At 43.4% G+C, this 25362-nt stretch carries 26 protein-coding genes and 2 other annotated features (1 of these 28 only partly in view); of the genes, 24 read left to right on the forward strand and 2 right to left on the reverse strand.

The genetic code is table 11. The features are described 5' to 3' along the window. Positions 1-14 precede the first annotated feature (14 nt). From M3197_RS11635 to M3197_RS11715, 17 genes are all read left to right on the forward strand, one after another. Positions 15-566 carry a M23 family metallopeptidase gene (locus M3197_RS11635; protein WP_125101487.1) on the forward strand — a complete coding sequence of 184 codons (552 nt, stop codon included), beginning with the start codon at positions 15-17 and terminating at the stop codon, positions 564-566. Then, on the forward strand, positions 563-1174 hold the full coding sequence (locus tag M3197_RS11640) for a site-2 protease family protein (RefSeq protein WP_251661748.1): 612 nt from the start codon (positions 563-565) through the stop codon (positions 1172-1174). Before M3197_RS11635 ends, M3197_RS11640 begins: the two co-directional genes overlap by 4 nt. 43 nt (positions 1175-1217) lie before the next feature. Next, positions 1218-1293: a sequence feature (ribosomal protein L21 leader region), on the forward strand. Positions 1294-1307: 14 nt separating this feature from the next. Next, a complete protein-coding gene (gene rplU, locus M3197_RS11645; protein ID WP_025783522.1) occupies positions 1308-1616 on the forward strand; it encodes a 50S ribosomal protein L21 in 309 nt (102 codons plus the stop codon). A 6-nt stretch (positions 1617-1622) separates the two neighbouring features. Beyond that, positions 1623-1949, forward strand: a complete 327-nt coding sequence (locus M3197_RS11650) for a ribosomal-processing cysteine protease Prp (RefSeq protein ID WP_251661749.1) — start codon at positions 1623-1625, stop codon at positions 1947-1949. 12 nt (positions 1950-1961) lie between these two features. Beyond that, positions 1962-2252, forward strand: a complete 291-nt coding sequence (gene rpmA, locus M3197_RS11655) for a 50S ribosomal protein L27 (protein WP_025783524.1) — start codon at positions 1962-1964, stop codon at positions 2250-2252. A gap of 322 nt (positions 2253-2574) precedes the next feature. Further along, on the forward strand, positions 2575-3099 hold the full coding sequence (locus M3197_RS11660) for a Spo0B domain-containing protein (protein ID WP_251661750.1): 525 nt from the start codon (positions 2575-2577) through the stop codon (positions 3097-3099). Positions 3100-3110: 11 nt separating this feature from the next. Then, positions 3111-4403 carry a GTPase ObgE gene (obgE, locus tag M3197_RS11665; protein WP_251661751.1) on the forward strand — a complete coding sequence of 431 codons (1293 nt, stop codon included), beginning with the start codon at positions 3111-3113 and terminating at the stop codon, positions 4401-4403. Positions 4404-4438: 35 nt separating this feature from the next. Continuing rightward, the gene (locus tag M3197_RS11670; RefSeq protein WP_251661752.1) at positions 4439-4894 is read left to right on the forward strand and encodes an ACT domain-containing protein; all 456 of its coding nucleotides are present in this window, start codon (positions 4439-4441) and stop codon (positions 4892-4894) included. Between the two features lie 15 nt (positions 4895-4909). Beyond that, positions 4910-5794: a prephenate dehydratase gene (gene pheA / locus M3197_RS11675; protein WP_251661753.1), complete on the forward strand. Its 885-nt coding sequence runs from the start codon at positions 4910-4912 to the stop codon at positions 5792-5794. A gap of 80 nt (positions 5795-5874) precedes the next feature. Further along, complete coding sequence (gene safA, locus M3197_RS17370; protein ID WP_285851328.1) at positions 5875-7047, forward strand: SafA/ExsA family spore coat assembly protein; 1173 nt, start codon at positions 5875-5877, stop codon at positions 7045-7047. Positions 7048-7053: 6 nt separating this feature from the next. After that, the gene (locus tag M3197_RS11685; protein ID WP_251661754.1) at positions 7054-7941 is read left to right on the forward strand and encodes a phosphotransferase; all 888 of its coding nucleotides are present in this window, start codon (positions 7054-7056) and stop codon (positions 7939-7941) included. Positions 7942-8055: 114 nt separating this feature from the next. Continuing rightward, positions 8056-8664 (forward strand): Holliday junction branch migration protein RuvA, encoded by a 609-nt coding sequence (gene ruvA / locus M3197_RS11690; protein ID WP_251661755.1) that lies wholly within the window; start codon positions 8056-8058, stop codon positions 8662-8664. A 44-nt stretch (positions 8665-8708) separates the two neighbouring features. Further along, positions 8709-9713, forward strand: coding sequence for a Holliday junction branch migration DNA helicase RuvB (gene ruvB, locus M3197_RS11695; protein ID WP_251661756.1), 1005 nt, complete (start codon positions 8709-8711; stop codon positions 9711-9713). A 28-nt stretch (positions 9714-9741) separates the two neighbouring features. Then, positions 9742-10794, forward strand: a complete 1053-nt coding sequence (gene queA / locus M3197_RS11700; RefSeq protein WP_251661757.1) for a tRNA preQ1(34) S-adenosylmethionine ribosyltransferase-isomerase QueA — start codon at positions 9742-9744, stop codon at positions 10792-10794. Beyond that, positions 10794-11933 (forward strand): tRNA guanosine(34) transglycosylase Tgt, encoded by a 1140-nt coding sequence (gene tgt / locus M3197_RS11705; RefSeq protein ID WP_251661758.1) that lies wholly within the window; start codon positions 10794-10796, stop codon positions 11931-11933. Before queA ends, tgt begins: the two co-directional genes overlap by 1 nt. Before the next feature lie 36 nt (positions 11934-11969). Beyond that, complete coding sequence (yajC, locus tag M3197_RS11710) at positions 11970-12245, forward strand: preprotein translocase subunit YajC (protein ID WP_251661759.1); 276 nt, start codon at positions 11970-11972, stop codon at positions 12243-12245. A gap of 112 nt (positions 12246-12357) precedes the next feature. After that, positions 12358-12999, forward strand: coding sequence for a DUF421 domain-containing protein (locus M3197_RS11715; RefSeq protein ID WP_251661760.1), 642 nt, complete (start codon positions 12358-12360; stop codon positions 12997-12999). On the opposite strand, the gene M3197_RS11720 is transcribed toward M3197_RS11715, so the two are convergent. After that, complete coding sequence (locus tag M3197_RS11720) at positions 12990-14510, reverse strand: putative polysaccharide biosynthesis protein (RefSeq protein WP_251661761.1); 1521 nt, start codon at positions 14508-14510, stop codon at positions 12990-12992. The two genes, M3197_RS11715 and M3197_RS11720, sit on opposite strands and share 10 nt — an antisense overlap. 100 nt (positions 14511-14610) lie before the next feature. Between M3197_RS11720 and M3197_RS11725 the strand changes: the two genes are divergently transcribed. From M3197_RS11725 to dtd, 7 genes are all read left to right on the forward strand, one after another. After that, positions 14611-14928 carry a post-transcriptional regulator gene (locus M3197_RS11725; RefSeq protein WP_251661762.1) on the forward strand — a complete coding sequence of 106 codons (318 nt, stop codon included), beginning with the start codon at positions 14611-14613 and terminating at the stop codon, positions 14926-14928. A 118-nt stretch (positions 14929-15046) separates the two neighbouring features. Further along, entirely contained in the window at positions 15047-17323 is a 2277-nt protein-coding gene (gene secDF, locus M3197_RS11730) for a protein translocase subunit SecDF (RefSeq protein ID WP_251661763.1), read from the forward strand. Between the two features lie 130 nt (positions 17324-17453). Next, positions 17454-17798 carry a LapA family protein gene (locus tag M3197_RS11735; protein WP_251661764.1) on the forward strand — a complete coding sequence of 115 codons (345 nt, stop codon included), beginning with the start codon at positions 17454-17456 and terminating at the stop codon, positions 17796-17798. Positions 17799-17894: 96 nt separating this feature from the next. After that, positions 17895-20255 carry a single-stranded-DNA-specific exonuclease RecJ gene (gene recJ / locus M3197_RS11740; protein ID WP_432813999.1) on the forward strand — a complete coding sequence of 787 codons (2361 nt, stop codon included), beginning with the start codon at positions 17895-17897 and terminating at the stop codon, positions 20253-20255. Then, on the forward strand, positions 20246-20758 hold the full coding sequence (locus M3197_RS11745; RefSeq protein WP_251661766.1) for an adenine phosphoribosyltransferase: 513 nt from the start codon (positions 20246-20248) through the stop codon (positions 20756-20758). Before recJ ends, M3197_RS11745 begins: the two co-directional genes overlap by 10 nt. A 193-nt stretch (positions 20759-20951) precedes the next feature. Beyond that, a complete protein-coding gene (locus tag M3197_RS11750) occupies positions 20952-23150 on the forward strand; it encodes a RelA/SpoT family protein (protein WP_251661767.1) in 2199 nt (732 codons plus the stop codon). Positions 23151-23168: 18 nt separating this feature from the next. After that, a complete protein-coding gene (gene dtd / locus M3197_RS11755; protein WP_251661768.1) occupies positions 23169-23609 on the forward strand; it encodes a D-aminoacyl-tRNA deacylase in 441 nt (146 codons plus the stop codon). Between the two features lie 43 nt (positions 23610-23652). Here dtd and M3197_RS11760 read toward each other — a convergent pair whose 3' ends face one another. After that, positions 23653-25191: an N-acetylmuramoyl-L-alanine amidase family protein gene (locus M3197_RS11760; RefSeq protein ID WP_251661769.1), complete on the reverse strand. Its 1539-nt coding sequence runs from the start codon at positions 25189-25191 to the stop codon at positions 23653-23655. A 116-nt stretch (positions 25192-25307) separates the two neighbouring features. After that, positions 25308-25362, forward strand: a binding site (T-box leader) (it continues 181 nt past the right edge of the window).

A 25362-nucleotide genomic window follows, 5' to 3' on the forward strand; every position in this document is an offset into this window, starting at 1 on the left:
AAGGGGGGATACGTGTGAGGAGAAAGACAAAATGGATGTTTGCTCTCGTATTCACAATTGCGATTTTGGGGGTGGCTAAATTAGAGCAACTTGGCGTTATGGAGCGTCCTGTCACCCAATATCTATCAACGGGTCAAGATTTTGTTGCAGTGAAAAAATGGGTGGCTTCGATGATTGACTCGGAGGAATCCGGAATGATCCAAGTGAGTGGCGAGGTGGAAGCAGTGGATCCCTTTGCAGCATATGAATCGATGCAACCATATAAATCAGGTGTGATTTTGTCCTATCCAGAAGCGCTTCCTATTGCGGCTCGTGGAAGTGGTCTCATTGTATTTACAGGATTTACGAGACAATCGGGAAAGACGCTCACTGTACAATATGACAATGGTGATGAAGTAACTTACGGGTTCGTTGGATCGTTTGCTAAGTTGCCCTATACTGCTGTCAACAAAGGGGACACGCTTGCAGTTATGGAAGAAGGTACGATGTATTTAAAAGTAAAGAGGGATGGGCTTGTGCTTGACTCAACGCTGTTGCCCGCGTTCTTCTCGGAAGTAAGCCCTTGAAGTTCCGGCTGCATCCGATTTTGCTGCCGGTCTTCATTTTACTTGCTGTAATGGGCGGACTCGCTGCTTACGCCATTGTTTTCGGTTCGTTACTCATTCACGAAGCGGGACATTTAGTGGCGGCAAAAGCGTATCGAATGCGTGTCCGTTCGATAACAATTCTGCCTTACGGGGGGGAATTAGAAATCGCTGGTCGCGCAGACCATTCACGTCGGGCACGTTTCTTGCTAGCACTTGGCGGTCCGATTGCAACGACTTTGTTACTTTTAGCAGCCATGATAGTGACGTTTCCAGGTTCAATGGACGTGATACGCATCCAACTACTGATCCTACTCGTAAATTTACTTCCAATATTGCCGTTAGATGGTGGACAGGCATTACTTGCTTTGACAGAACGTGAAGAAAGCCGTTATTTTGATCACACTGCATTTCTTTTGTTCTCCATAGGATTTCTGATCGTAGGAATTTCAGTGTTAGTGACAGGATTGCCTGAAACTGCACTTTTAATAAGTCTTGCAGTTTTTTTATGTTTGCAAAACATTAGCGTTTTTCGATTTAGACGATATCAAAGAATCTATGAGCAATTGAAAAGAAACAACTTGACGTAATAATGTGTCCATGTTATTATTTTAATGTTATGTTTGTAGCGCACCCGTGCTGCAACCGCACTGAACCAGGTACAAGCATCTGTAATGGATCACCTGGGAAGGCGAGTCTAAGACTATTTGAGGAGGTGCAAGTATGTACGCAATTATTGAAACTGGTGGAAAGCAAATCAAAGTTGAGCAAGGTCAGGAGATCTTCATCGAGAAATTGGTGGGAGAAGCTGATGAGGCTGTAACATTTGACAAAGTTCTTTTTGTAGGTGGAGATGACGTGAAAGTTGGCGCTCCATTCGTGGAAGGTGCTTCTGTAACAGCGAAAATCGTTAAACAGGGCAAAGGCAAAAAAATCACTGTCTTCAAATACAAGCCGAAAAAGAACTACAGCAGAAAACAGGGTCATCGTCAGCCTTATACTAAGGTTGTTATCGAAGGCATCAACCTGTAAGCTGTTATGATTCAAATCACCGTACAGGAACAAGCATCTGGTCGTATCAACTCTTTTGAGATGAGCGGACATGCCGATTATGCGGAACATGGGAAAGACTTAGTGTGTGCAGCTGCATCTGCCGTGTCATTTGGCGCTGTGAATGCAATCATTTCACTCACTGGGATTACACCAGCGATCCAACAAGGAGAAGATGGTGGATATCTGAAAGTCGTTTTACCGGAGACGGAAGATGATCATGATCAGCAAGTAATCGTGCGTGCGATGATTGTTTCGTTGCAGACGATTGAACAAGACTATGCGCAGTATATTAAAATAACCTTTACCAAGTAGGAGGTGGAACACATGTTACGTTTGGATCTTCAGTTTTTCGCATCGAAAAAAGGGGTAGGTTCTACAAAGAACGGTCGTGACTCCGAATCGAAACGTCTTGGCGCTAAGCGTGCCGATGGACAATTCGTTTCTGGTGGTTCTATTCTTTACCGCCAGCGCGGAACGAAAATTCACCCAGGTGAAAACGTAGGTCGCGGAGGCGACGATACTCTTTTCGCTAAAGTTGACGGCGTTGTACGCTTTGAGCGTTTTGGTCGCGACAAGAAAAAAGTAAGTGTATACCCTGCAGTGCAGGAAGCATAAGAATTGAATCCGAAAAGGACTGCACGCGCCAAGTGTGCAGTCCTTTTTTTATTCTTTAAATCCATATTTGAATGAATGATTTAATCTAAAAGTTTCGTCGTTTGGAACGCAAGGCTTCCACTCCGAAGTGAACGCCCGGACCGAGCAACGCAAAGGTAACATCTGAGACGATGCCCCTTGGAAAGCGTCCGACTGAAACGCAGCACCCTCAACTACACATCCATTTATAAAGACAATCAACAAAGATTCATCCAAACTTTTTGACGAATAACACCTTCAAAATGCTATACTGTAAAGAACGAATCTGCAGGCGGTGAAGAGAATGAAGAAATCGGAGTTGACTGTCCGGGATGCGATGAAATTTGCCCGACATGACTTTTTAAATGAGTTGCAGCTCATCCTCATGCATATGGACCTCAATAATGTCCCCGAAGCACGACGCAAACTTCTGGAAGCAACAGAACGGATGCGTAACGAATCCCAACTAAGTGGACTAGACATGCCAGCACTAGAAACGTGGATGTTAACTTTTGACTGGAACTATTCGGTGTTCTCCAAACAAATAAAAACGATACTTGTACCTAAAAAGTCTGCACGTAAAGCAGACGATCAGCAAATCGTTGATGTATTGGACGACGTTTTCCAGCAACTTATAAAAGGTGCAGATCCTTACGCTGACTGCATGGTCAATATTTTAGTGACGACTACTAGTGACGAGTGGGAAGTTTCCCTTTCGCTTCCCGGACAAACTGCGCCGATTGTATGGAATGATGTACAAGAGAAAGACTGGACAGCAAAACTGTCTATAGATCATGAGTATTGGACGTTCACGATCAGTGGACAATAGGAGGAAATTACATGTTTGTCGATCAGGTAAAAGTTTATGTTAAAGGCGGTAACGGTGGCGATGGAATTGTTGCATTCCGCCGTGAAAAATATATTGCATTCGGTGGGCCCTCGGGTGGAGACGGTGGGAATGGTGGAGACGTCACATTCATCGTAGACGAAGGGTTACGGACATTGATGGATTTTCGTTATCAGCGTCATTTTAAAGCGCCACGTGGAGAACATGGTGCCAACAAAAACCAGCATGGTGCTCGTGGTACGAGTCTGATAGTTAAAGTTCCACCAGGTACAGTGGTGACAGATGTGGAGACAAAAGAGATTATTGCAGATTTGGTGGAAGATGGGCAAACTGCGGTCATTGCACGTGGAGGACGTGGAGGACGTGGTAACAGTCGCTTTGTTACGCCTCAAAACACGGCTCCTGAGCTCTCTGAAAAGGGAGAACCTGGTGTTGAGCGTGAAATCATGCTTGAACTGAAAGTGCTTGCAGACGTAGGACTTGTCGGCTACCCGAGTGTCGGGAAATCCACTCTTCTATCTGTACTTTCTGCAGCCAAGCCTAAAATCGCTGATTATCACTTTACAACACTCGTTCCTAACTTGGGGCTTGTTGAAACAGAAGACCACCGGACGTTTGTCATGGCAGATTTGCCAGGGCTTATCCAAGGTGCTCACGAAGGGGTAGGACTGGGACATCAGTTTCTACGTCATATTGAACGGACACGGGTCATCGTGCACGTGATCGATATGTCAGGTTTGGAAGGTCGGGACCCATTTGAAGATTTCGAAACCATTAACGCAGAGCTTGAGCAATACAATTTGCGTCTAATGGAACGTCCTCAAATTATTGTAGCGAACAAAATGGACATGCCAGATTCTGAAGAAAACCTTCGAGCTTTCAAAGAAAAACTTGGGGAAACTGACCATAAGATCTTCCCAATTTCAGCAATTACACGAAGTGGATTAGATTCACTATTGTTTGCGATTGCAGACCTACTAGAAGTGACATCTGAATTCCCTATGCATGAATTGGAAGAAACAGAAGAAGAACACTCAGTTCTTTACAAATATGAACCGGAAACACCTGATTTCAAAATCACACGAGATGATGATGGGGCTTATGTATTATCTGGATATGCAATTGAGCGCTTATTCAAGATGACCGATTTCAACTTTGACCAGTCTGTACGTAAATTTGGTCGTCAAATGCGAGGCATGGGCGTTGACGATGCTTTGCGTGAACGTGGTGCTGAAAACGGCGATATCGTCCGTCTACTTGATTTTGAGTTTGAATTTATTGAGTAAAGAATAGCCGGCAGAAGGCTGCAGGGGGATTAACAATGAAGCAGTTGGGTGAAGACCAATTCTATTTAGTGCGGGAAGATGTTCTGACAGAGTCGATGCAAAAAATGCTTGAAGCGAAACGTCTTCTCGTATCAGGGGAAGCTGGAACGATTCAAGAAGCGACTTCACGAGTTGGATTATCACGAAGCGCATTTTATAAATATAAAGATGCAGTTTACCCATTTGAAGCGATCGCGCGCGAACGGGTATTGACAGTATTCATCCAATTGGAAGACTTGAAAGGTTCACTTGCAGTCCTGTTGGAACTTATTTCAACATCGCACTGTAATGTGTTGACGATTCACCAAACGATACCCGTTCAAGGGCGGGCAAACATTACGTTGTCGCTGGACGTAACTGAGATGAACCTTTCGATGGAGGCGTTCATTCACAAGTTGAATGGGCCAAGTTTTGTCGATTCTGTCCACTTGGTTAGTTCAGGCGCATTGTGAGAGGAGAACTAGTCGATGAAACATGAATCTTTAAAACCGAGTGTTGCTTATCTAGGACCTGAAGCGTCATTTACACATATTGCAGCTACAGACTTTTTTGGTAAGGATGGACTGATCCCGTTTTCGTCGATTCCAGATTGCATAGAAGCGGTAACCGATGGACGGGTAGCCTATGCGATTGTACCGCTCGAAAATGCGTTGGAAGGATCTGTTCCGTTAACGATTGACTACTTGTTTCATGGGAGTGATTTGTTCATTAATGCTGAACTCTCCACACCTATCCAACAGCATCTCATGGTGCATCCAACACATGCTGATGCAGTAGAATCGCTTGCTTCGATTCACTCCCATCCTCATGCGTTGGCGCAATGTCATAAATACTTGCAATATCACTTTAGAAGAGTTCCGCTCATACAGACGACTTCAACTGCTGCAGCTGCCAAGTACGTGTCTGAGCATCCGGAACTTCCGATAGCTGCGATTGGAAACCAGCTTGCTGCAGATACATATGGACTTCATATTGCTGAAGATTCGATTCATGATTTTCATTTTAATCACACCCGGTTTGTTGTCTTATCATTACGGAAAGAAACGTTAGCTTATGAAGGTGCAGGAATTCCGAAAACTACGCTTATGATTAAGTTGCCGGAAGATGATCAGCCTGGTATGCTCCATCAAATTTTGTCAGTATTTTCATGGCGTAGGTTGAATTTAAGTAAAATTGAGTCCCGTCCTTTGAAAACGGGTCTCGGAAATTACTTTTTTATAATAGACGTTGCAGAAACGGAAGACCATCCAATGATGAAAGGTGCTATGGAAGAACTAAAAGCACTTCGTTGCGATGTGTCGTCGTTCGGATCGTATAGCACATATAACCAACAAACACCTGCCGGAAAGTAATTGGCAGGTATTTTTTTGTAGAAGTACTATTTACCTTTCCTAATTCGTATAGTTGAAAGAGAAGGTGACGGACAATGTGAATGGTCACATATCCGGGCACCCGTTCATATGATGAGTCGATGGAAGGGGGACTTTACAGAGTGAATGTCCATATCGTTGTAAAAGGTGACACGCTTTGGAAAATAGCGCGTCAATATGGAATTTCGTTTGAAGAACTGAAAAAGGTGAATGCACATTTAGCCAATCCTGACTATATTGTGCCCGGTATGAAAATTTTTCTTCCTGAGGGAAAGGGGACTAAACATCCTGAAAAACACGGAGGGAAGGAAAAACAGCCTCAACACTATGAAAAGCCAATGAAACCAGCACCGCCAGCACCACCAGCACCACCAGTACCTCCAATACCAAAGCCGACACCACCTGCGCAGAAGCCAGTGCCGAAGCCACCTTCACAGAAACCGACGCCACCGCCACCACCAAAACCGACACCAAAGCCAGAGGTAAAACCACAGCCAAAACCACAGCCAAAGCCAGAAGTGAAGCCACAACCGATGCCGAAACCACCACCAGCACCACCTAAGCCAGAAGTGAAACCAATGCCGAAACCGGAATCTCCAATCTGCGAAGCGCCACCAGCGCCGCCAATGCAGCCGCAACCGATGGTTCACCCAATGTTCATTGGCATTCCATGTGGCTGGATGCCGATTTATGATGCGGATTGTCATCCATGTGCACATCCGATGCAACATCATATGCATCAACCGATGGCACCACCAATGATGCCGCAAGTACCGGTACAACCACCAGTATGGAACATGCAACCAGAGACATCGGATTGTAAAGATGAATCACCGATTATGGCTGGTCAAGGACCAGGAGTGTCGCCTAATCACTGCGACAGTATGAAAATGTGGGAACCTCAAAACGTTCAAATGCCGAATATTGAGTCATCCACGTTTGACTTATCACCGCCTGCGTACTGTCCGCCTGAACAGGGGTATGTGCCGCAACAGTTGCCGCAACAAGGATATACACAGCAGTATCCGAGCAATCAGCAAGTTCCAATGCAAGGCATTCAAGCTGCACAACATCCGCAATACATGCACTTATGCTCGTCTTGTGGTTCAAGCATGGCGCCCACTCCGTATTATGGGATGCCAATGATGGGGATACATCCTTATTATGGTGGCTATCCTCAAATGAGTTATCCGCCGCAAGGAAACTATGGGCAAAACCAAACGGGTTCATATTGAGCGACCGTGGAAGTCGAAAAGAAATTTTCTCGCATTAAAGAGAATGTATGGCGTTTAGAAGAAGAGGGAAAAGAATATTCGGTAAAACGCTATGCGGACGTACGAGATGCAATTAAAATCAGGAAAATACATGAATTGCTGGAAACGGTAGAGTATCCATTTTGTGCATCAGTTACGACAAAAGGAAATGAGCACATTGTTGTTCAGCCTTGGTTAACGGATGCCATCCCTGTGGATTTTACAAAACAATCTGATCGGAGGGCTTCCTTGACAGCATTGGATGCCCTCCACGAGACTGAATCTTTTGTGGACTGGGAATCGCTTCCGTTTTTACAAAAGTACCACTTATTGGATAAATGGAGTTGGCGACTGGAGAGGTTCCTCAACAAACGCCATACAATCGTTTCATTTTTAGGGGAAGATGCCTTTGATAGTATTGAACGGTATAGCGAGCAAGCTCTTGAACGCTTACTTACGTCCACTGCTCGAGAAGCGCCCCATACACTGCTTCACGGAGATGTCGTTCATCACAATCTATTGAAAACCTCGGAGGGAACCGTCTCTTTAATCGACTTTGATTTAGCATGCACTGGTCATCCGGATGTAGAAATTGGATTATGGCTGCATCGAGTTCTTCCAAAGGTCAATTATAATGCGGCGTTATTGTTTGAGGAAGAACCTCGATTGCATGTTCTGGGGCAGCAGGCGATTGCCATGCTACAGTATCCAAATGAAATGCTGCGTGAATGGTCGTATTTGACGACACTTCCTGAGAAACGTCAACAGACCTTAGCCAAGCTGCTCATTCCATTTACTGAACACGCATTGAATCGATGGCCAGAACTCTGTCGGTTTTCAAACAACTTAATTGAACACGATCGCTATTCTCCATAAGGGCTGCCCAAGTCGTATTTAATACGTCTGGCAGTTCTTTTTGGTGATTAGACTGAGCTGTATTTCACATTGATGTGGTATACTTGAAGATAAGACTCTAGGGGGTAAGTGGCATTGTATGATTACATAAAAGGGTTCGTTACCCGAGTGACACCAGAATATATTACGATCGAAAATGGAGGAATCGGTTATCAAGTGTTAACACCGAATCCCTACGCATTTCATGTAACGGAAACAGAGCAACAGATCTTCATTCATCACCATGTACGGGAAGATGCACAGTTGTTCATGGGGTTCCTATCACTAGAGCAACGAGAACTATTCCGGAAACTAATTACGGTGTCTGGAATCGGTCCTAAGGGCGCGCTTGCCATACTTTCAAGTGGTATTCCTTCACAAGTGATCAGCGCTATCGAGCGTGAAGACGAGGCGTTCCTTGTTCAGTTCCCAGGAGTCGGTAAAAAGACGGCTCGCCAAATGATTTTGGATTTGAAAGGCAAATTAGTGGATCTCTTCACGGAGTTGGACATGCCAGAAGATGATGGCACTACACTCTTCACGCTCACAGAAAATGGTGCACTTGAAGAAGCGATGCTCGCACTGGAAGCGCTTGGCTATTCAGCAAGGGAAATAGCGAAAGTAAAAAAAGAACTCGAGAAAGAAGAGTTAGCGACAGAAGGATATATGAAGCGCGCACTGCAATTATTGCTTAAACAGCAGTAAGAAGTCCTTGGATTTTTGCGCGCGGTTAAAAAGGAGGGGGAACAATGGATTCACGCGTACTTTCAAGTGAACTTTCGGATTTTGATGAAGGATTTGAGCAATCACTGCGCCCTCAACGGTTAGCGCATTATATAGGACAAGAGCAAGTAAAGGACAATTTGTCAATTTTCATCGAGGCCGCGCGGGGACGAAGCGAAAGTTTGGACCACGTGCTATTATATGGACCACCAGGGCTAGGGAAGACGACGCTCGCTGCTGTTATTGCTAATGAGATGGGTGTCAACCTTCGCATGACGAGCGGTCCAGCGATTGAACGTCCCGGAGATTTGGCTGCGGTCGTTTCGTCATTGGAGCCAGGGGATGTATTATTTATCGATGAAATTCATCGGTTAAATCGATCGATTGAGGAAGTCTTGTATCCTGCTATGGAAGACTTTTGTCTCGATATCGTCGTTGGAAAAGGACCTTCTGCCAAATCGATACGTCTCGACTTGCCACCGTTTACCTTGATTGGGGCAACGACACGTGCAGGGTCACTTTCTGCACCGCTTCGGGATCGGTTCGGCGTTCCTTTACGTCTAGAATACTATGACATTGAACCGTTACAGGAAATTGTTATCAGAAGTTCTGGGTTGTTTGATGTGAAAATTGACGACCAGGCCGCTGTAGAAATTGCACGCAGGTCAAGAGGGACCCCACGTATTTCAAATCGTCTACTTCGTAGGGTGCGAGACTATGCGCAAGTGCGTGGCAATGGTACAATTTCTCTCGACATCGCAAAAGAAGCACTGGAAATGCTTCAGGTAGATTCCCATGGCCTTGACCACATCGATCATAAGTTATTGACTGGTATGATTGAACGGTTCCGAGGTGGTCCCGTCGGATTGGAAACTCTTGCGGCAAGTATTGGTGAAGAGTCGGTCACACTTGAAGATGTTTACGAACCGTATCTATTACAAATCGGATTCATTCAACGGACCCCACGAGGAAGAATTGCGACACATTTGGCGTATGAACACTTTGGGTATCCACTGCCCGAGCAACGCTGACTTTACGACATTAAGGAGATTAGATGGAATGGATGTACATGATTTTGACTTTGACTTACCACAACGGTTAATCGCACAAACCCCACTTGCTGATCGAACTGCAAGTCGGATGCTTGTGTTGAATAGTGAAACAGGAGAAGTTGCACATAAACACTTTCGTGCAATTGTCGATGAATTAGAAGCAGGAGATATGCTCGTGTTAAATGACACGAAGGTATTACCAGCTCGGTTGATTGGCGTGAAAGAAGAAACCGGTGCTTCCATCGAAGTACTATTACTGAAAGAAACCGGTGACAATGAGTGGGAAACGCTCGTTAAGCCTGCAAAGCGAGTAAAGCCAGGGACGATTATTACGTTTGGTGACGGTCGTTTGACTGCAGAATGTATTGGGGTTGCCGCTCAAGGCGGTCGCACGTTTAAGTTTACGTATGAAGGTATTTTCTACGAGCTTCTAGATGCTCTTGGTAAAATGCCACTACCTCCGTATATTACGGAATCGCTAGATGATCAATCACGCTACCAAACCGTATTCGCTAAGGAACGAGGATCAGCTGCAGCCCCAACCGCAGGATTGCATTTCACAGAAGAGATTTTAGATGAACTCCGTGATAAAGGTGTTGGGGTAGAATTTATCACCCTACACGTGGGTCTTGGAACATTCCGTCCTGTTAGTGTCGATTCAATAGAAGATCACGAAATGCATGCCGAGTACTACCAAGTGACCGAAGAAACGGCTACTGCTATAAATCGTACGAAAGAAGCTGGTGGACGTGTGATTGCAGTTGGTACCACGTCTACGCGTACGCTAGAAACGATTGCCAGCGAAAATGACGGCAAGATTGTTGCTGGTTCGGGATGGACGTCCATCTTCATTTTCCCGGGCTACGAATTTAAAGGGGTAGATGGGCTCATTACGAATTTCCACTTGCCGAAATCGACACTCGTCATGCTCGTTTCCGCCCTTTCTACTCGAGAATATATATTAAATGCCTATCACCAGGCGATCAAAGAAGAGTATCGATTCTTCAGTTTTGGAGATGCGATGTTCATCCGACCGTCAAGAAAGAAGGAGAACGAATAATGCCAGCAGTTACGTACGAACATATTAAAACATGTAAGCAAACAGGTGCACGTCTAGGAATTGTCCACACGCCACACGGCTCATTCGAAACACCGGCGTTCATGCCAGTTGGAACGATGGCGACTGTGAAAACCATGTCTCCTGAAGAATTGAAAGAAATCGGTGCTGGAATCATTTTGAGTAATACGTATCACTTATGGCTTCGTCCGGGACATGAGATTATCCGTGAAGCAGGCGGACTTCATAAATTCATGAACTGGGATCGACCGATTCTAACGGATTCAGGCGGATTTCAAGTGTTTTCGTTAAGCGATATGCGTAAAATCGAAGAAGAGGGCGTTCACTTCAGACATCATTTGAACGGGAGTAAGCTATTCCTAAGTCCTGAAAAAGCGATGGACATCCAAAACGCACTTGGTTCCGACATCATGATGGCATTCGATGAATGTCCACCATTCCCAGCGACTTATGAGTATATGAAAGCGAGCGTCGAGAGGACTTCCCGTTGGGCAGAACGCTGCCTCACTGCACATCAGCGTCCTAACGATCAAGGCTTATTTGGAATCGTGCAAGGTGGAGAATTCGAAGAGTTACGTAAACAAAGTGCTAAAGATCTGACGTCACTTGATTTCCCAGGTTATGCGATTGGTGGCCTTTCTGTTGGTGAACCAAAGGATATTATGAACCGGGTTCTTGAGTTCACAACACCGTTACTGCCTACTGACAAGCCGCGTTACTTAATGGGAGTCGGCTCCCCCGATTCACTCATTGACGGAGCAATCCGTGGCGTGGATATGTTTGACTGTGTCTTACCAACACGAATTGCCCGCAATGGTACGCTAATGACTAGTAACGGACGCGTTGTCATTAAGAACGCAAAATATGAAAAAGACTTTGGTCCAATCGATGAAAATTGCGAGTGTCATACATGTAAAAACTATAGTCGGGCATACGTACGGCACCTAATTAAATGTAATGAAACTTTTGGTCTGCGACTCGCGTCATATCACAACCTGTACTTTTTGCTCAATTTAATGGAGCAAGTACGGGATGCAATCCGGAACGATCGTCTCGGCGATTTCCGAGAAGAGTTTTTCGAACAATATGGTTTCAACAAACCAAATGCAAAAAACTTTTAATTCTTGTATACTAGTTTAAGTAGGGGGGGATTTTAGATGAGTGCAACTTTAGTGAATTTGCTGCCGTTCGTGGCGATGATCGCAATTATGTGGTTTTTGCTGATTCGACCAGCACAAAAACGTCAGAAAGCAACAAAAGAAATGCAGACAAGCTTGAAGCGTGGAGATCGTGTCGTAACAATCGGTGGATTACACGGGACAATCGACGCAGTCGACGAAAGTTCTGTATTTTTGAAAACTGCAGACGGCGCTGTATTGCAATTCGATCGTCAAGCTGTCGGTCGAGTTACAGATAGCTCAACCGCTATTTAATACTGAAATTGAAGAGACCTGCCTGGTTTATGGGCAGGTCTTTTTTATGCCTTTATCCGTTTAAGCGACACTATTTGTGGGCAAGCTACGAAGGATAAAGGAGGATGTAGTCATGAATGATTTAGTTATTATCGGATTTCGCACATTACTTCTGTATGCGCTTATTGTTCTCATCCTTCGACTGATGGGAAAGAGAGAAGTTGGTGAATTAAGTGTGATTGATATTGTCGTTTTTGTCATTATCGCAGAAGTGGCAGCATTTGCACTCGACTCTCCAGACGAAAAGCTCATTAACTCCATTCTTCCCATGCTCATTTTACTCGTCATTCAGTTTGTGTCGTCCTATATTTCATTGAAAAATAAAAAATTTAGAGACATTGTTGATGGAGATACGAGTGTAATTATTAGAGATGGGAAAATAATAGAAGAAGAGATGCGAAAACAACGCTATAATTTAGATGACTTGTTCCAGCAACTACGTGAAAAAGAAATCGGTTCTGTATTTGAAGTAGCATATGCGTATCTAGAACCGTCTGGTAACTTATCTGTATTCAAATATGGGGACACTGCACCGGTTCTGCCGCTTATTTCAGATGGGGATATCGATACTCGACACTTGGATATCCAGAACAAATCTGAAGAATGGCTGATAGGAGAACTTCGTAAAAAAGGGATAGAAGATCTGAAGCAAGTTTTTTACTGTTCGTATGAAAATGGAGAGCTAAAAGTTCAATTGAAGCAAGCTTATTTGTGACGAGCAAATAATTTTTTGAAATGGCGGATATCATCGCGCTGCAACTGTCCAGTGAAAAATAGAACGACAGTTAGAAAAATCACAGTAATCCCACAATCGACCCAAAGGCCGTAATTGCCGGTTGGTATAAAGATGGGACGCATGATCGCAGTCATGATGAATGAGGCATAAGGAAGTGCAAACATGGTAAAACCGGTGTCGGTCTTTCGGTTTTTCCTTAACGTTGCAATATGTAGGAATGAGGTGATGAGAACACCAAATCCAATTGCTAAAATAGCCCCAGTTTCTTGAAGACCTGGCTGTGAAGCAAGTACAAACATGACAACCAACTTAGCAATTCCTCCATAGACCGAGTTCATCATCGCCGCTTTCGCTTCATTTGTAGCTTGCAAAATGGAAAACAAAGGACTCTGAATGTAATAAAAGAAAAAAATTGGGGCGAGTATTACCATATAGGATGCCCCTTGCGTAATATGAAAGAGGGATTGTGCCATTTCTTTACCGTGAATGAAAAATACTGCGGCTGCAAACGCACCTGTTAGGGCAGAAAGCCGAAGAGATAAATGTATGCGTTCCCGAAGCTTACTAATATTACCTGATGCAGAAGCCCCGCTTACTGCAGGAATAAGAACGACAGACAGTGCGTACGAGATAAAGGATGGAAACAGCAGTAATGGAATGAGCACTCCCGATATTACCCCATAGAGAGAAGTGGCAGCCGCGGCTGTAATTCCTGATACAGCAAGAGCTCGTAAAAAGATGATGGGTTCTAAAAACCATGTAAACGTCCCGAATAGTCTACTTCCTGAGGACGGTAATGCAACTGAAAACAAGGGCTTAAGCGGATAATGACCATCCCTGTCTCGTGTAGCTGGGATGTTTTTTTTGTGCTTTTTATATTTCAGCCACAAATAGAATACGGAACCCGCCTCTGCGAGTAATGTAATTACCATAGCGATGGCGGCATTTAGTGGTGCATTTCCATCGATTAGGAAGTAAGGAAGTAGCCAAGTGATAAGCAAAATGCGGATAAATTGTTCAATGATTTGAGACCATGCTGTCTCTTCCAAACGAGCGATTCCCTGAAAAAAACCACGAATCATGCCACCAATAGCAGCTATCGGTATAATTGCAATTCCAACATAAAGTGTCGTAGATGTGGCAGAATTGCCAAGTAACGTTCCTGATAGAAAAGGAACGAATAATACTGAAAGAGGAATGAAAATTAAACCCGTACACATGGTTATGAATGTGGACGTTCGCATTACTTGAGAAAAACGGGCAGTTTCACCTTTTGCTTTCAGTTCAGCTATGACTTTTGCAATTGCTATTGGTATCCCTAGCTGTACGAGCGATAAGAAAAAGATGAATGCCGGGAATGCAGTCATATAAATGCCTACTGCTTCTTCACCAGCAACCCGCATAAATTGAATACGATAGACAAAACCGAGTAGTTTTGTCATGAAAACGGCAATCATCAAGATTACTGTACCGCGAATAAATGATGACAATGAAAACAACTCCTTCTCAATTCCAACCAATTCATATACACTATTAGTATGCGGAAACATGTACATTTACAACTCTCTATTAAAGAAGGGATGAACGTGTGTGGATAACAAATACGAGCAATTGTTTGACCATGTCCGCCCTGCGATTGAAAGTAAGATGAATGAGTTCCATTTTTATGGATATTCAACTGTGACAGAAAAAGATATTTGGAAATACTGCGTTCAAAAAAAGTGGCGTAAGCGAAATATTACTGAAATGAGGACGTATGCGCTGATCAATGATGTTTTGGAGCTTACCCCAGCAGAATACATGACCTACACACAAATTGAAGAACAGCGGGGGTCAGACTGGTTTTCAGATTTGAATAGCGAGGAGTTACAACTCTTACTATCCCCTAAAAAAAATTCGGAAAATTAGGTTGTGAAACGAATAGCATTTGACACAAAAGACTCTCTGTCTCATAATTATTGTGTTGATGTTTCTTTCGTACATAACAAAGTAATACCGCTTCACATATAGAGGGGGAAAATGGATCATGAAAAAAAGAGGACGGCTGGTCGCCTTTTTATTGTTGCTCGTCATTTTTGCGGCTACAATCGGCAGTACAGCGAACCCAATCTTAAAGAATGTTAAATTAGGTTTAGACTTACAAGGTGGATTTGAGGTCTTGTATGAAGTTCAGCCATTGAAAACAGGATCGAACAAACAGAAAATTACTGAAGACGTCGTTGCTGATACTGCGAAAGCACTTCGCAACCGGATTGACGTACTCGGTGTCAGTGAACCAAGTATTCAAATTGAATCGAACAATCGAATCCGTGTTCAACTAGCTGGTGTTGACGACCAGAAGAAGGCACGTGAATTACTTTCGACACAAGCGAATTTAACGTTCCGTGATGCGGATGATAAATTATTGCTAGACGGGGACGATTTAAAAGCAGGTAAAGCTAAAGACAACTTTGGTGAAGGCGGTAATCCCGTCGTTACACTAGAGATGAAAGATCCTTCGAAGTTTGCTCAAGTTACGTCAGAAGTCGCTGCAAAAGCTCCTGAAAACGTAATGGTCATTTGGTTGGACTTCGAAGAAGGTAAAGACTCGTACAAAGAAGAAATGAAAAAACCGGATCCGCGTTTCATCTCTGCGCCTTCCGTCCGTCAAACTATCAACTCTTCGAATGTTGAGATTTCCGGTAGTTTCACAGTTGAAGAGACAAAAGATCTTGCTGGTATTTTGAACGCTGGAGCACTTCCAGTACATCTTGAAGAAGTGTATTCGACATCTGTCGGCGCACAATTTGGGGAACAGGCATTGGACCAAACGGTGACAGCCGGTATTATCGGTGTTTCACTGATTTTCATCTTTATGCTTTTGTACTATCGTATTCCTGGACTTGTAGCAGTTATCACACTCTCTGTTTACATTTTCCTAATCATGGTAGTGTTTACTCTCATTAATGGTGTCTTAACGTTGCCTGGTATAGCTGCCTTGTTACTCGGGGTCGGTATGGCTGTCGATGCAAATATTTTGACATACGAGCGTATTAAAGAGGAGCTCCGAGTCGGACGTTCCATAAAAGCGGCGTTTACAACAGGCGCCAAAGAAGCCTTCACCGCGATATTAGATGCCAACGTTACAACACTTCTTGCAGCAGTTGTTTTGTTCATCTTCGGGACAAGCTCTGTTAAAGGTTTTGCAACGATGCTGATTATCAGTATTGCTGTCAGCTTCATTACAGCTGTATGGGGTTCTCGCTTACTTCTCGGATTGCTTGTTCATAGCGGAGCATTCGATGGAAAAACTAGCTGGTTTGGAATTTCTCCGAAAAGAGTTCATGCCGTAGAAGAAAACATTGATACACTTGAGCTGACTACAAAGTTCGACCGTTTTGACTTCGTTCATAGCCGTAAGCGATTTTACACGATTTCAATTGTCTTACTAATTGTAGGAGCAATTTTCCTAGGTATCTTCAAGTTGAACTTAGGAATCGACTTCTCTAGTGGTACACGTGCTGAAATTCTTTCAGACAGTTCAATAACGAAAGACGAAATCAGTACGTACTTGGAAGACATTGGTTATCCTACAGAAGATATTGTCATCTCTGGAGATAAGAGCAATATCGGTGTTGCTCGGTTCAAAGATGAATTTAGTCAAGAAGAAGTAAATGATATTAAGGCTCAGGTTGCAAAAAAATATGGTTCTGAACCGAACATTTCAACTGTATCTGATAAAGTCGGTAAAGAATTAGCGAAAAATGCTATTAAGGCATTGTTACTTGCGGCGCTTGGAATCATTATCTACGTTGCATTCCGGTTTGAATGGCGAATGGGTGTATCCGCGATTATAGGTTTGCTGCATGACGCATTCTTCATGATTGCGATCTTCAGTATTTTGCGATTGGAAGTAGACATTACATTCATCGCAGCGGTACTGACAATTGTCGGTTATTCCATCAATGACACCATCGTTACTTTTGACCGGATTCGTGAAAACCTTCATAAGATCGGTCACTTAGACAACGAGCATGACTTGGCAAATATCATCAACAAGTCACTTCGCCAAACACTCGGCCGTTCTGTGAATACTGTATTAACAGTGCTTATTGTTGTCGTTGCACTTATTGCATTAGGTGCAGAAGCGATTCGACCATTCTCAATCGCATTGCTGATCGGTCTTATCGCAGGTACGTATTCATCCATCTACATTTCCGCTCAAATCTGGTACGACCTGAAAAAGCGGGAAATTAAGAAACACGGTAAACTTAAAACCGTGAAAGAAAAGAAACAATGGGGATCAGACGAACCCATCGTTTAATACGTTTCAACGATTCCTTTAACAGGTATACTCAGGTATACCTGTTTTTTTTATGTTTATTCACATGCATCGCTGGTGAGAGAAATCTACTTTATCCTTAATCCAGCTTTTACCTAAAGGAGGAAACCCGATGAAATCTCAATGGATGCTCGTAATCGGTTTATTATTTGCAATCATCATTGCAGTTTTCGCAGTATTCAATGTCGATAAAGTTCCAGTCGATTATGTATTTGGAGAAGCCCACTGGCCACTCGTCCTCGTCATTCTTGGTTCTGCATTACTCGGTGCCCTAGCAAGCGGCCTCTTTGCGGTCTTTAGATCAGTTAGGACCCGACGTGAAGTAAAGGTACTGCAACGACAAATCACCGAGAAGGAAAGTATAATTGCCAATCAACAAAACGAAATTGCAATGCTTCAAAAATCACCAGAACTTGCAAATGAAGTCATGGGTGATCAGTATGGTGCCAATAAGTAATACATCAAACGTCTTTGCGATGATCGCAAGGACGTTTTTCTTTTGGATACAATCCTTTCGGAAATTTCCTACAGCCGGTATAATAGCCATAAGGAAGTGAATTCATTGATTAAATCAAACAAAAATTGGAAGATAAATAGACCTGATGAAGCTCTTGTAGATAGGTTAATGACGGAATTGAAATTGCCGTCACTACATGCAAAAATTTTGGTATCTCGAGGGTTTCAAGATCCTGAATCAGTCAAAAAGTTTTTAACAACAGATGCAACCGTCCTTCATGATCCATTTCTCTTGTATGATATGGACAAAGCCGTCTCTAGAATTCAAACAGCTGTCGAAAACGGTGAACATATAGTCGTATACGGCGATTACGATGCAGATGGTGTAACCAGTGTTTCGGTCCTAACAACAGCGTTAGAAAGAATTGGAGCGGATGTATCCTTCGTCATCCCTAATCGATTTGAACACGGCTATGGACCAAACAGCGACCTATTCCAAGAAATAGCGGATCTTGGCGCCACTCTTATCATTACAGTGGATAATGGCGTTTCTGGAATTGAACAGATCTCGTTTGCAAAATCGATTGGACTCGATATCATCATCACGGATCACCATGAAATTGGCGAATCGTTACCTCAGGCAGATGCTGTCATTCATCCAAGACACCCAGAAGGAAATTACCCATTTGGTGAGTTGGCAGGCGTTGGTGTTGCGTTTAAACTAGCAACGGCTCTTCTTGGAGAGGCTCCTCTTGATTTACTCGAATTTGCGGCAATCGGCACTGTAGCAGACCTAGTCCCATTATTGGATGAAAACCGGTATTTCGTAAAAGAAGGCATCCGTCGTCTTCGTATGTCGAGTCGCCCAGGGATACAGGCTTTGGCAAAAATTGGTGGAACCGAACAACGACAATTTACGGAAGAGACACTTGGCTTCATGGTTGGTCCACGACTCAATGCACCAGGTCGTTTAGGAGATGCAGATCCTGCTGTTGACCTATTGAAAGCAGAGGAAAGTGATATAGCTACTGGAATCGCAAACGAACTGGATCGACTAAATAAAGAACGTCAAGCTCTTGTCAATGGGATTACAGAAGAAGCGCTATCAATGATTGAAGCATGTTATGGATCTTCTATTCCTCATGTATTTGTTTTAGCTAAGGAAGGGTGGAATCCGGGTGTGATTGGAATCGTTGCTTCCCGATTGACCGAGAAATTCCATCGTCCTTCAATTGTCCTATCAATTGACCCAGTTGCTGGAACTGCAAAAGGATCTGCACGCAGTATCGAAGGCTTTGACCTTTATCAGGAACTCTCAAAGAACAAAGAACTACTTCCGCACTTCGGTGGACATGCCATGGCTGCAGGTATGACACTCGCTTTAACGGATGTAGATGCTCTACGAGACCGGCTGAATGAACAAGCAGGGCAAGTATTATTAGATGAACACCTCATCGCTACTGTTGAAATTGACGTCCCACTGACGATCGATGAAATTGAAGTGGACATATTAGAATCATTGGAACAGTTACGTCCTTTTGGAATGGCCTTTCCGAAACCGATGTATATGATTGAACAGATTACAGTCGGTTCCATCAGGAAAATCGGATCTGCGAAAAACCATTTAAAACTTGAACTAGAAGATGGAGCGAGTAAATTGGATGCGATCAGCTTTGGTTCTGGTGATCTTGCTGATGAAATGACACACGGCATGTCTCTGATGGTGACAGGAGATTTGCAAGTGAACGAGTGGAATAATTTTAAAAAGCCACAAATCTTACTTCAAGATATTCGTTCTGATGAGCGTCAAGTGTTCGATTTGAGAGGAATCCGTGATCCGCTTCGCTGGATTCATACAATACCTAAGGAAAATGTTCTCTATATTGCGTTCCAATCTCAGACAAAAACTCACTTCTTGCCGATTCTTCAAGGTAGAGAAATCACTTTATATGAGGAGCGTCAGGAAGATGGAACGGTAGAACACATTGTGTTACTTGATATACCTGAACAGCAAGAACATCTTGAGTCGTTACTGAGTGAGTATGATCCAGGCCGGATATATGCTCATTTCTATGCTCCAGATTCGAGATATTTTGACGGCATTCCGGATCGAACAGAGTTTGGATGGTACTTCAGTTTCTTGAAAAAGCGGAGTACATTCGATTTGTCCGGACAAGCAGAGCAACTGGCGAAGCACAAAGGTTGGAAATTAGATACAATTTATTTCATGTCGAGAGTGTTTTTTGATTTAGGATTTGTTAAGATAGAGAATGGTGTTGTTAGTATAGAACCAACAGCAGGTAAGAGGGATCTTGCCGATGCACCGGCTTATCAAGAACGGAAAAGACAGATTGAAATGGAAGAACGGATGCTGTATGCTCCTTACCATGAGCTTAAGCAATGGTTTCAAAAGGTGCAACAGGAGATAGCCGTCAAGGAGGAAACAGTATGGACTTGAAACAATTCGTAACAGTAGTTCCCGATTATCCGAAAAAAGGCATTAGCTTTAAAGATATTACAACGATTATGGATAATGGAGAAGCTTACAAGTATGCGACGGACCAAATCGTGGAGTATGCAAAAGAAATGGGTGCTGAACTTATTGTTGGACCGGAAGCGCGTGGATTTATCATCGGATGTCCTGTTGCGTATGCACTTGAAATCGGATTTGCTCCGGTTCGCAAACCAGGAAAATTACCTCGTGAAACGATTGCAGTCAACTATGATTTAGAATACGGTGTTGACCAATTAACGATTCATAAAGATGCCATCAAACCAGGACAACGCGTTCTCGTTGTGGACGACCTTCTCGCTACAGGTGGTACAGTTGGTGCAACGGTTGAACTTGTTGAAAAGCTAGGCGGCGTTGTGGCAGGATGTGCGTTTCTTATCGAACTTACTTACCTAGATGGTCGCCGGAAATTAGAAAACCATAACGTTCTTTCATTAATGAAATACTAATATTTTTCTCCTCTGCATTCTTGCGGGGGAGTTTTTGTATTTCTTTACAGAAAAATGGAGCAAAACCAGGTTTAGACAAGCTTTCGACAAAGTGATGAAACAACGTGAATTCATTTCTTTACAAATCTTCTATTTTCGCCATACAATAGAGGTATGTTTATTTTTTCGGAAATTGCTTGAAAGAGGTGAGAGAATGGCTAAAAATCAAGATTTAACGGCAGAGGATATATTTGAACTCGTCGGTTCCTATATGAATAACGAACACGTCTCATTTGTCGAAAAAGCGTACGAAGCTGCAAAGAGAGCGCATGAAGGTCAGTTCAGGAGTTCTGGAGAACCTTACATTCTCCATCCGGTGCAAGTAGCTGGGATTCTTGCAGAACTTCAGATGGATCCTTCAACAGTAGCTGCAGGCTTTTTGCATGATGTTGTAGAAGATACTGAAATTGGCAGAGGTGATATCGTGCGGGACTTCGGTGAAGAAGTCGCAATGCTTGTCGATGGTGTCACCAAACTTGAAAAGTTGAAGTTTAAAACGAATGAAGAAAAACAAGCTGAAAATCACCGGAAGATGTTTATCGCAATGGCTCAAGATATTCGAGTCATTCTTATTAAACTGGCGGATCGTTTGCATAATATGAGGACGTTAAAGTATGTGAAAGAAGAAAAACAACGTCGAATCTCTGCGGAAACACTTGAAATATTTGCACCGCTAGCGCATCGACTCGGAATATCTGCGATTAAATGGGAGCTTGAAGACATCGCCCTTCGCTATTTAAACCCCCAGCAATATTACCGCATCGTCAACCTCATGAAACAAAAGCGCGTAGAACGAGAAAACTACTTAGCGAATGTCATGGAGCAGATTCATAATGAAATTGGTACGATGGACATTCATGCTGAATTATCCGGTCGTCCCAAGCATTTGTATTCCATTTATCGAAAAATGGTGTTACAGAAAAAAGAATTCAATGAAATTTACGATTTGCTTGCGGTGCGCATTGTCGTCAAAAGCATTAAAGACTGTTATGCCGTCCTTGGCATTATCCACACTCTTTGGAAGCCTATGCCTGGGCGCTTCAAAGACTATATTGCGATGCCAAAGCAAAATTTGTATCAATCGTTGCATACGACTGTTGTTGGACCTGCGGGTGATCCGCTTGAAGTGCAGATTCGTACTGAGGAGATGCACAAGATCGCTGAATTCGGGGTTGCTGCACACTGGGCGTATAAAGAAGGAATCACTGCAGATCACCCGGATACAATTGACTCCAAGTTAACATGGTTTAGAGAAATATTGGAAATGCAAAATGAGTCTTCAAATGCAGAAGAATTCATGGAGTCATTAAAATTCGACTTATTCTCTGACATGGTATACGTTTTTACACCTGAAGGGGACGTCATCGAACTTCCAAAAGGTTCCATTCCCATCGATTTTGCCTATCGTGTTCACTCTGAGGTCGGGAATCGTACAATCGGTGCGAAAGTAAATGGAAAAATGGTTCCTCTTGAAACCGAATTATATACAGGCGATATTGTGGAAGTGTTAACGTCTAAACAATCGTTTGGGCCAAGTCGTGATTGGTTGAAAATTGCCAATACATCCCAAGCGCGCAACAAGATCCGCCAGTATTTTAAAAAGCAATTGCGAGAAGAGAACATATATCGTGGAAAAGAATTGCTAGAAAAAGAAGTGAAGCATCAAGAATTTATTCAACGCGAAGTAGTCACACCAGAAAGTTTACGACGCGTTATTGATAAATATAGTTTTACATCTGAAGAAGATATGTATGCAGCAATAGGATCTGGTGGAATTACCGCACAGCAAGTCGTGAATCGCATGACGGACAAGATCCGAAAAGAGCGGGAACAGAAGGATGCAATTGATAAAATTGTGTCTGAGATTAAGACTCAGCCACCACCAGCTATGACGGAATCAGGTGTTGTCGTCAAAGGGCTGGAAAACTTACTCATTCGCTTATCTAAATGTTGCAATCCAGTCCCTGGGGATGAAATTGTTGGGTTCATCACAAAAGGACGAGGAGTATCGGTTCATCGTGTAGACTGTCCGAATATCCATGCGGATGGGGAGCAAGAGGATCGATTGATAGACGTGAGTTGGGCAGTTTCCGGTACTGAAAGCGTTAAGAAAGAATTCCAGGTCGATATTGAAATTACAGGCTATGATCGACAAGGACTTTTAAACGAAGTGATGATGGCGGTAGTGGATACAAAAACGCCGATTGTGGCGGTTTCTGGAAAAGCTGATCGCGTGAAAATCGCTCACATCAGTATGTCCATTAAAATTACAGATCTTCAACACTTGCAACGAATTGTCGATAAAATCAAGCAAGTACGAGACATTTATTCCGTTCAACGGATTATTAACTAACAAAAAGGGGGGGCGGACATGAAAGTAGTCCTTCAACGTTCTAAGAAGGCTTCAGTAACAGTCGATGGTACCGTGACAGGTGCAATCGAGCATGGGTATGTACTACTTGTCGGCCTCACGCACACAGACACACAAGAAGATGCTGCGTATGTTGCGAAAAAAGTTGCAGGTCTTCGTTTGTTTGAGGATGAAGAAGGAAAGATGAATCGTTCCATTGAGGAAACGGGTGGAGCCATTCTTTCGGTCTCTCAATTCACGCTTTATGGGGACACGCGTAAAGGAAGACGCCCGAGCTTTATCGATGCAGCCAGACCTGAGACTGCAGAGCCTCTTTACGATTATTTCAACGAACAGCTTCGTGCCTATGGTTTAAATGTAGAAACCGGAATTTTCGGTGCGATGATGGATGTTGCGCTCGTGAACGATGGTCCAGTAACAATTATTGTTGAATCCAAATAAAAACGTCCGCTGCTAGCCAACTCTAGGCTGCAGCGGACGTTTTTCATTGTGCGTCAAAATAATGAAGAAGTCCTTTGTAAATTCCTTGTGAGGCCTGTTCTCTAAAATAAGAACTCGTAAGTACACGTTCTTCGGAAGAATTTGATAAAAATCCTAATTCAATAAGGACTGCAGGCAATCTATTTTCACGCAGAACCAAGTAATTAGCAGGCTGTGTACCGCGATTATTTAGATCGATGGAGCCGGAGAGCCCGTCATTGATTGCTTGTGCAAAAGAATGTTGAGTAGACTGCGTGTAATAGGTGGTGAACCCCGTAATGGCTCGGTCTGGATTCGCATCATAATGCAGACTGACGAAGACATCTGCACCTTCCTGTTGAGCGATAGACGTACGCTTACGAAGAGACACATATGTATCCGAATTTCGTGTCATGACGACGGTAGCGCCTGCATCTTTTAACTTCCCAGCAAGTAGTTCTGCAGTAAGCAACGTTAAATCTTTTTCGTCTGTTCCATGTGAACCGGTTGTACCACGGTCATTGCCCCCATGACCAGGATCTAAGGCAATTGTGATTCCTTTTAAAGTCCCTGGTACTCGCTTTGGTTTTTTCGGAATTGTCGTTTTCGATGCGGTAGAGATGTCGGAGGAATTGACAACCCAATCAGCGACATATGCGGTTCCTCCAGTTGGCAGATGGACCTCATACCAGTCGTCTTTCTTTTCAATCACTTGGAACACATCTCCAGCGTCAGCACGTAAGGCAACGTCTGAGGAGGTAGTCGGTTCTACTCGGATATTTGTTCCGTTTGTGACGATTGAGACGGTCTTTGTAGAGCTTTTTGAAGTACTTGTACTCTTGTTTGAAAGTTCACCATGGAAAGAGTACACCCATCCGGATTTTTTACCTGCCAATGTAATCCTTACCCAGTTGCCCTCTATTTTTTGAATGGGGTATGTTTCGTTCTTGCTCACAGTCGAAACACGTCTTGAGGTCTGGTCAGGCTTCTTTCGGACATTTAATTTGTCAACTGACACAGTAAATGTATTGGCATCAGTAACTTTAGGTTTATCCGATGTTGAATCGGTCTGTTTTTGGTCTGAATCTACTTCAGTTATGTATGTCGTGTGAACCCAACCTTCCATGCCATCTACAATAATTGAAGCCCATTCGCCTTGGTATTCAATCAGTTCTGCAAGATCACCGGAACGTAATTTTCCAATAGCTGCAGAAGCAATAGAAGGAGACGATCGGATATTTAGTGAATCGACACGGGATACGATGGTTTTTCCGTCGTTGGATCCACTGTCATAGGATTTGGTAAGCCAAGAAGCAATCCATCCAGTTTCACCATCAACCATTATTTGTAGCCAATCATCTGAACGATCGATGACTTGCACGTTTTGCCCATTTTTTAGCTTTCCTGTTAATGAATAGGTGAGCCCCGGACCAGAACGTACATTGAGGGTAGGAGAATTGACAACTACCGTTTTTCCTGAAGAATCCGCAGTCGCGGGGTGTGCATCTAGCAGCGTTACCGAGAACAATAGGATAGCGGCTACTAGTTTCGCAAGTTTTGTCATAACATCACTCTCCTTTCTCATTATTGTAAAAGAGATTGTCGAAAAAGACTAGAGAAAATGAAAAAGGTTGACACATTTGCAACAGATGGTACTATTATTGTTAACTACATGAAGTATTCATGTCGATGACTTGGAAAGTAATCAAGATTGTGGCTGAACAGAGAAGGGCGG

It is taken from the genome of Sporosarcina aquimarina, from assembly GCF_023715615.1.
GTDB lineage: Bacteria > Bacillota > Bacilli > Bacillales_A > Planococcaceae > Sporosarcina > Sporosarcina aquimarina_A.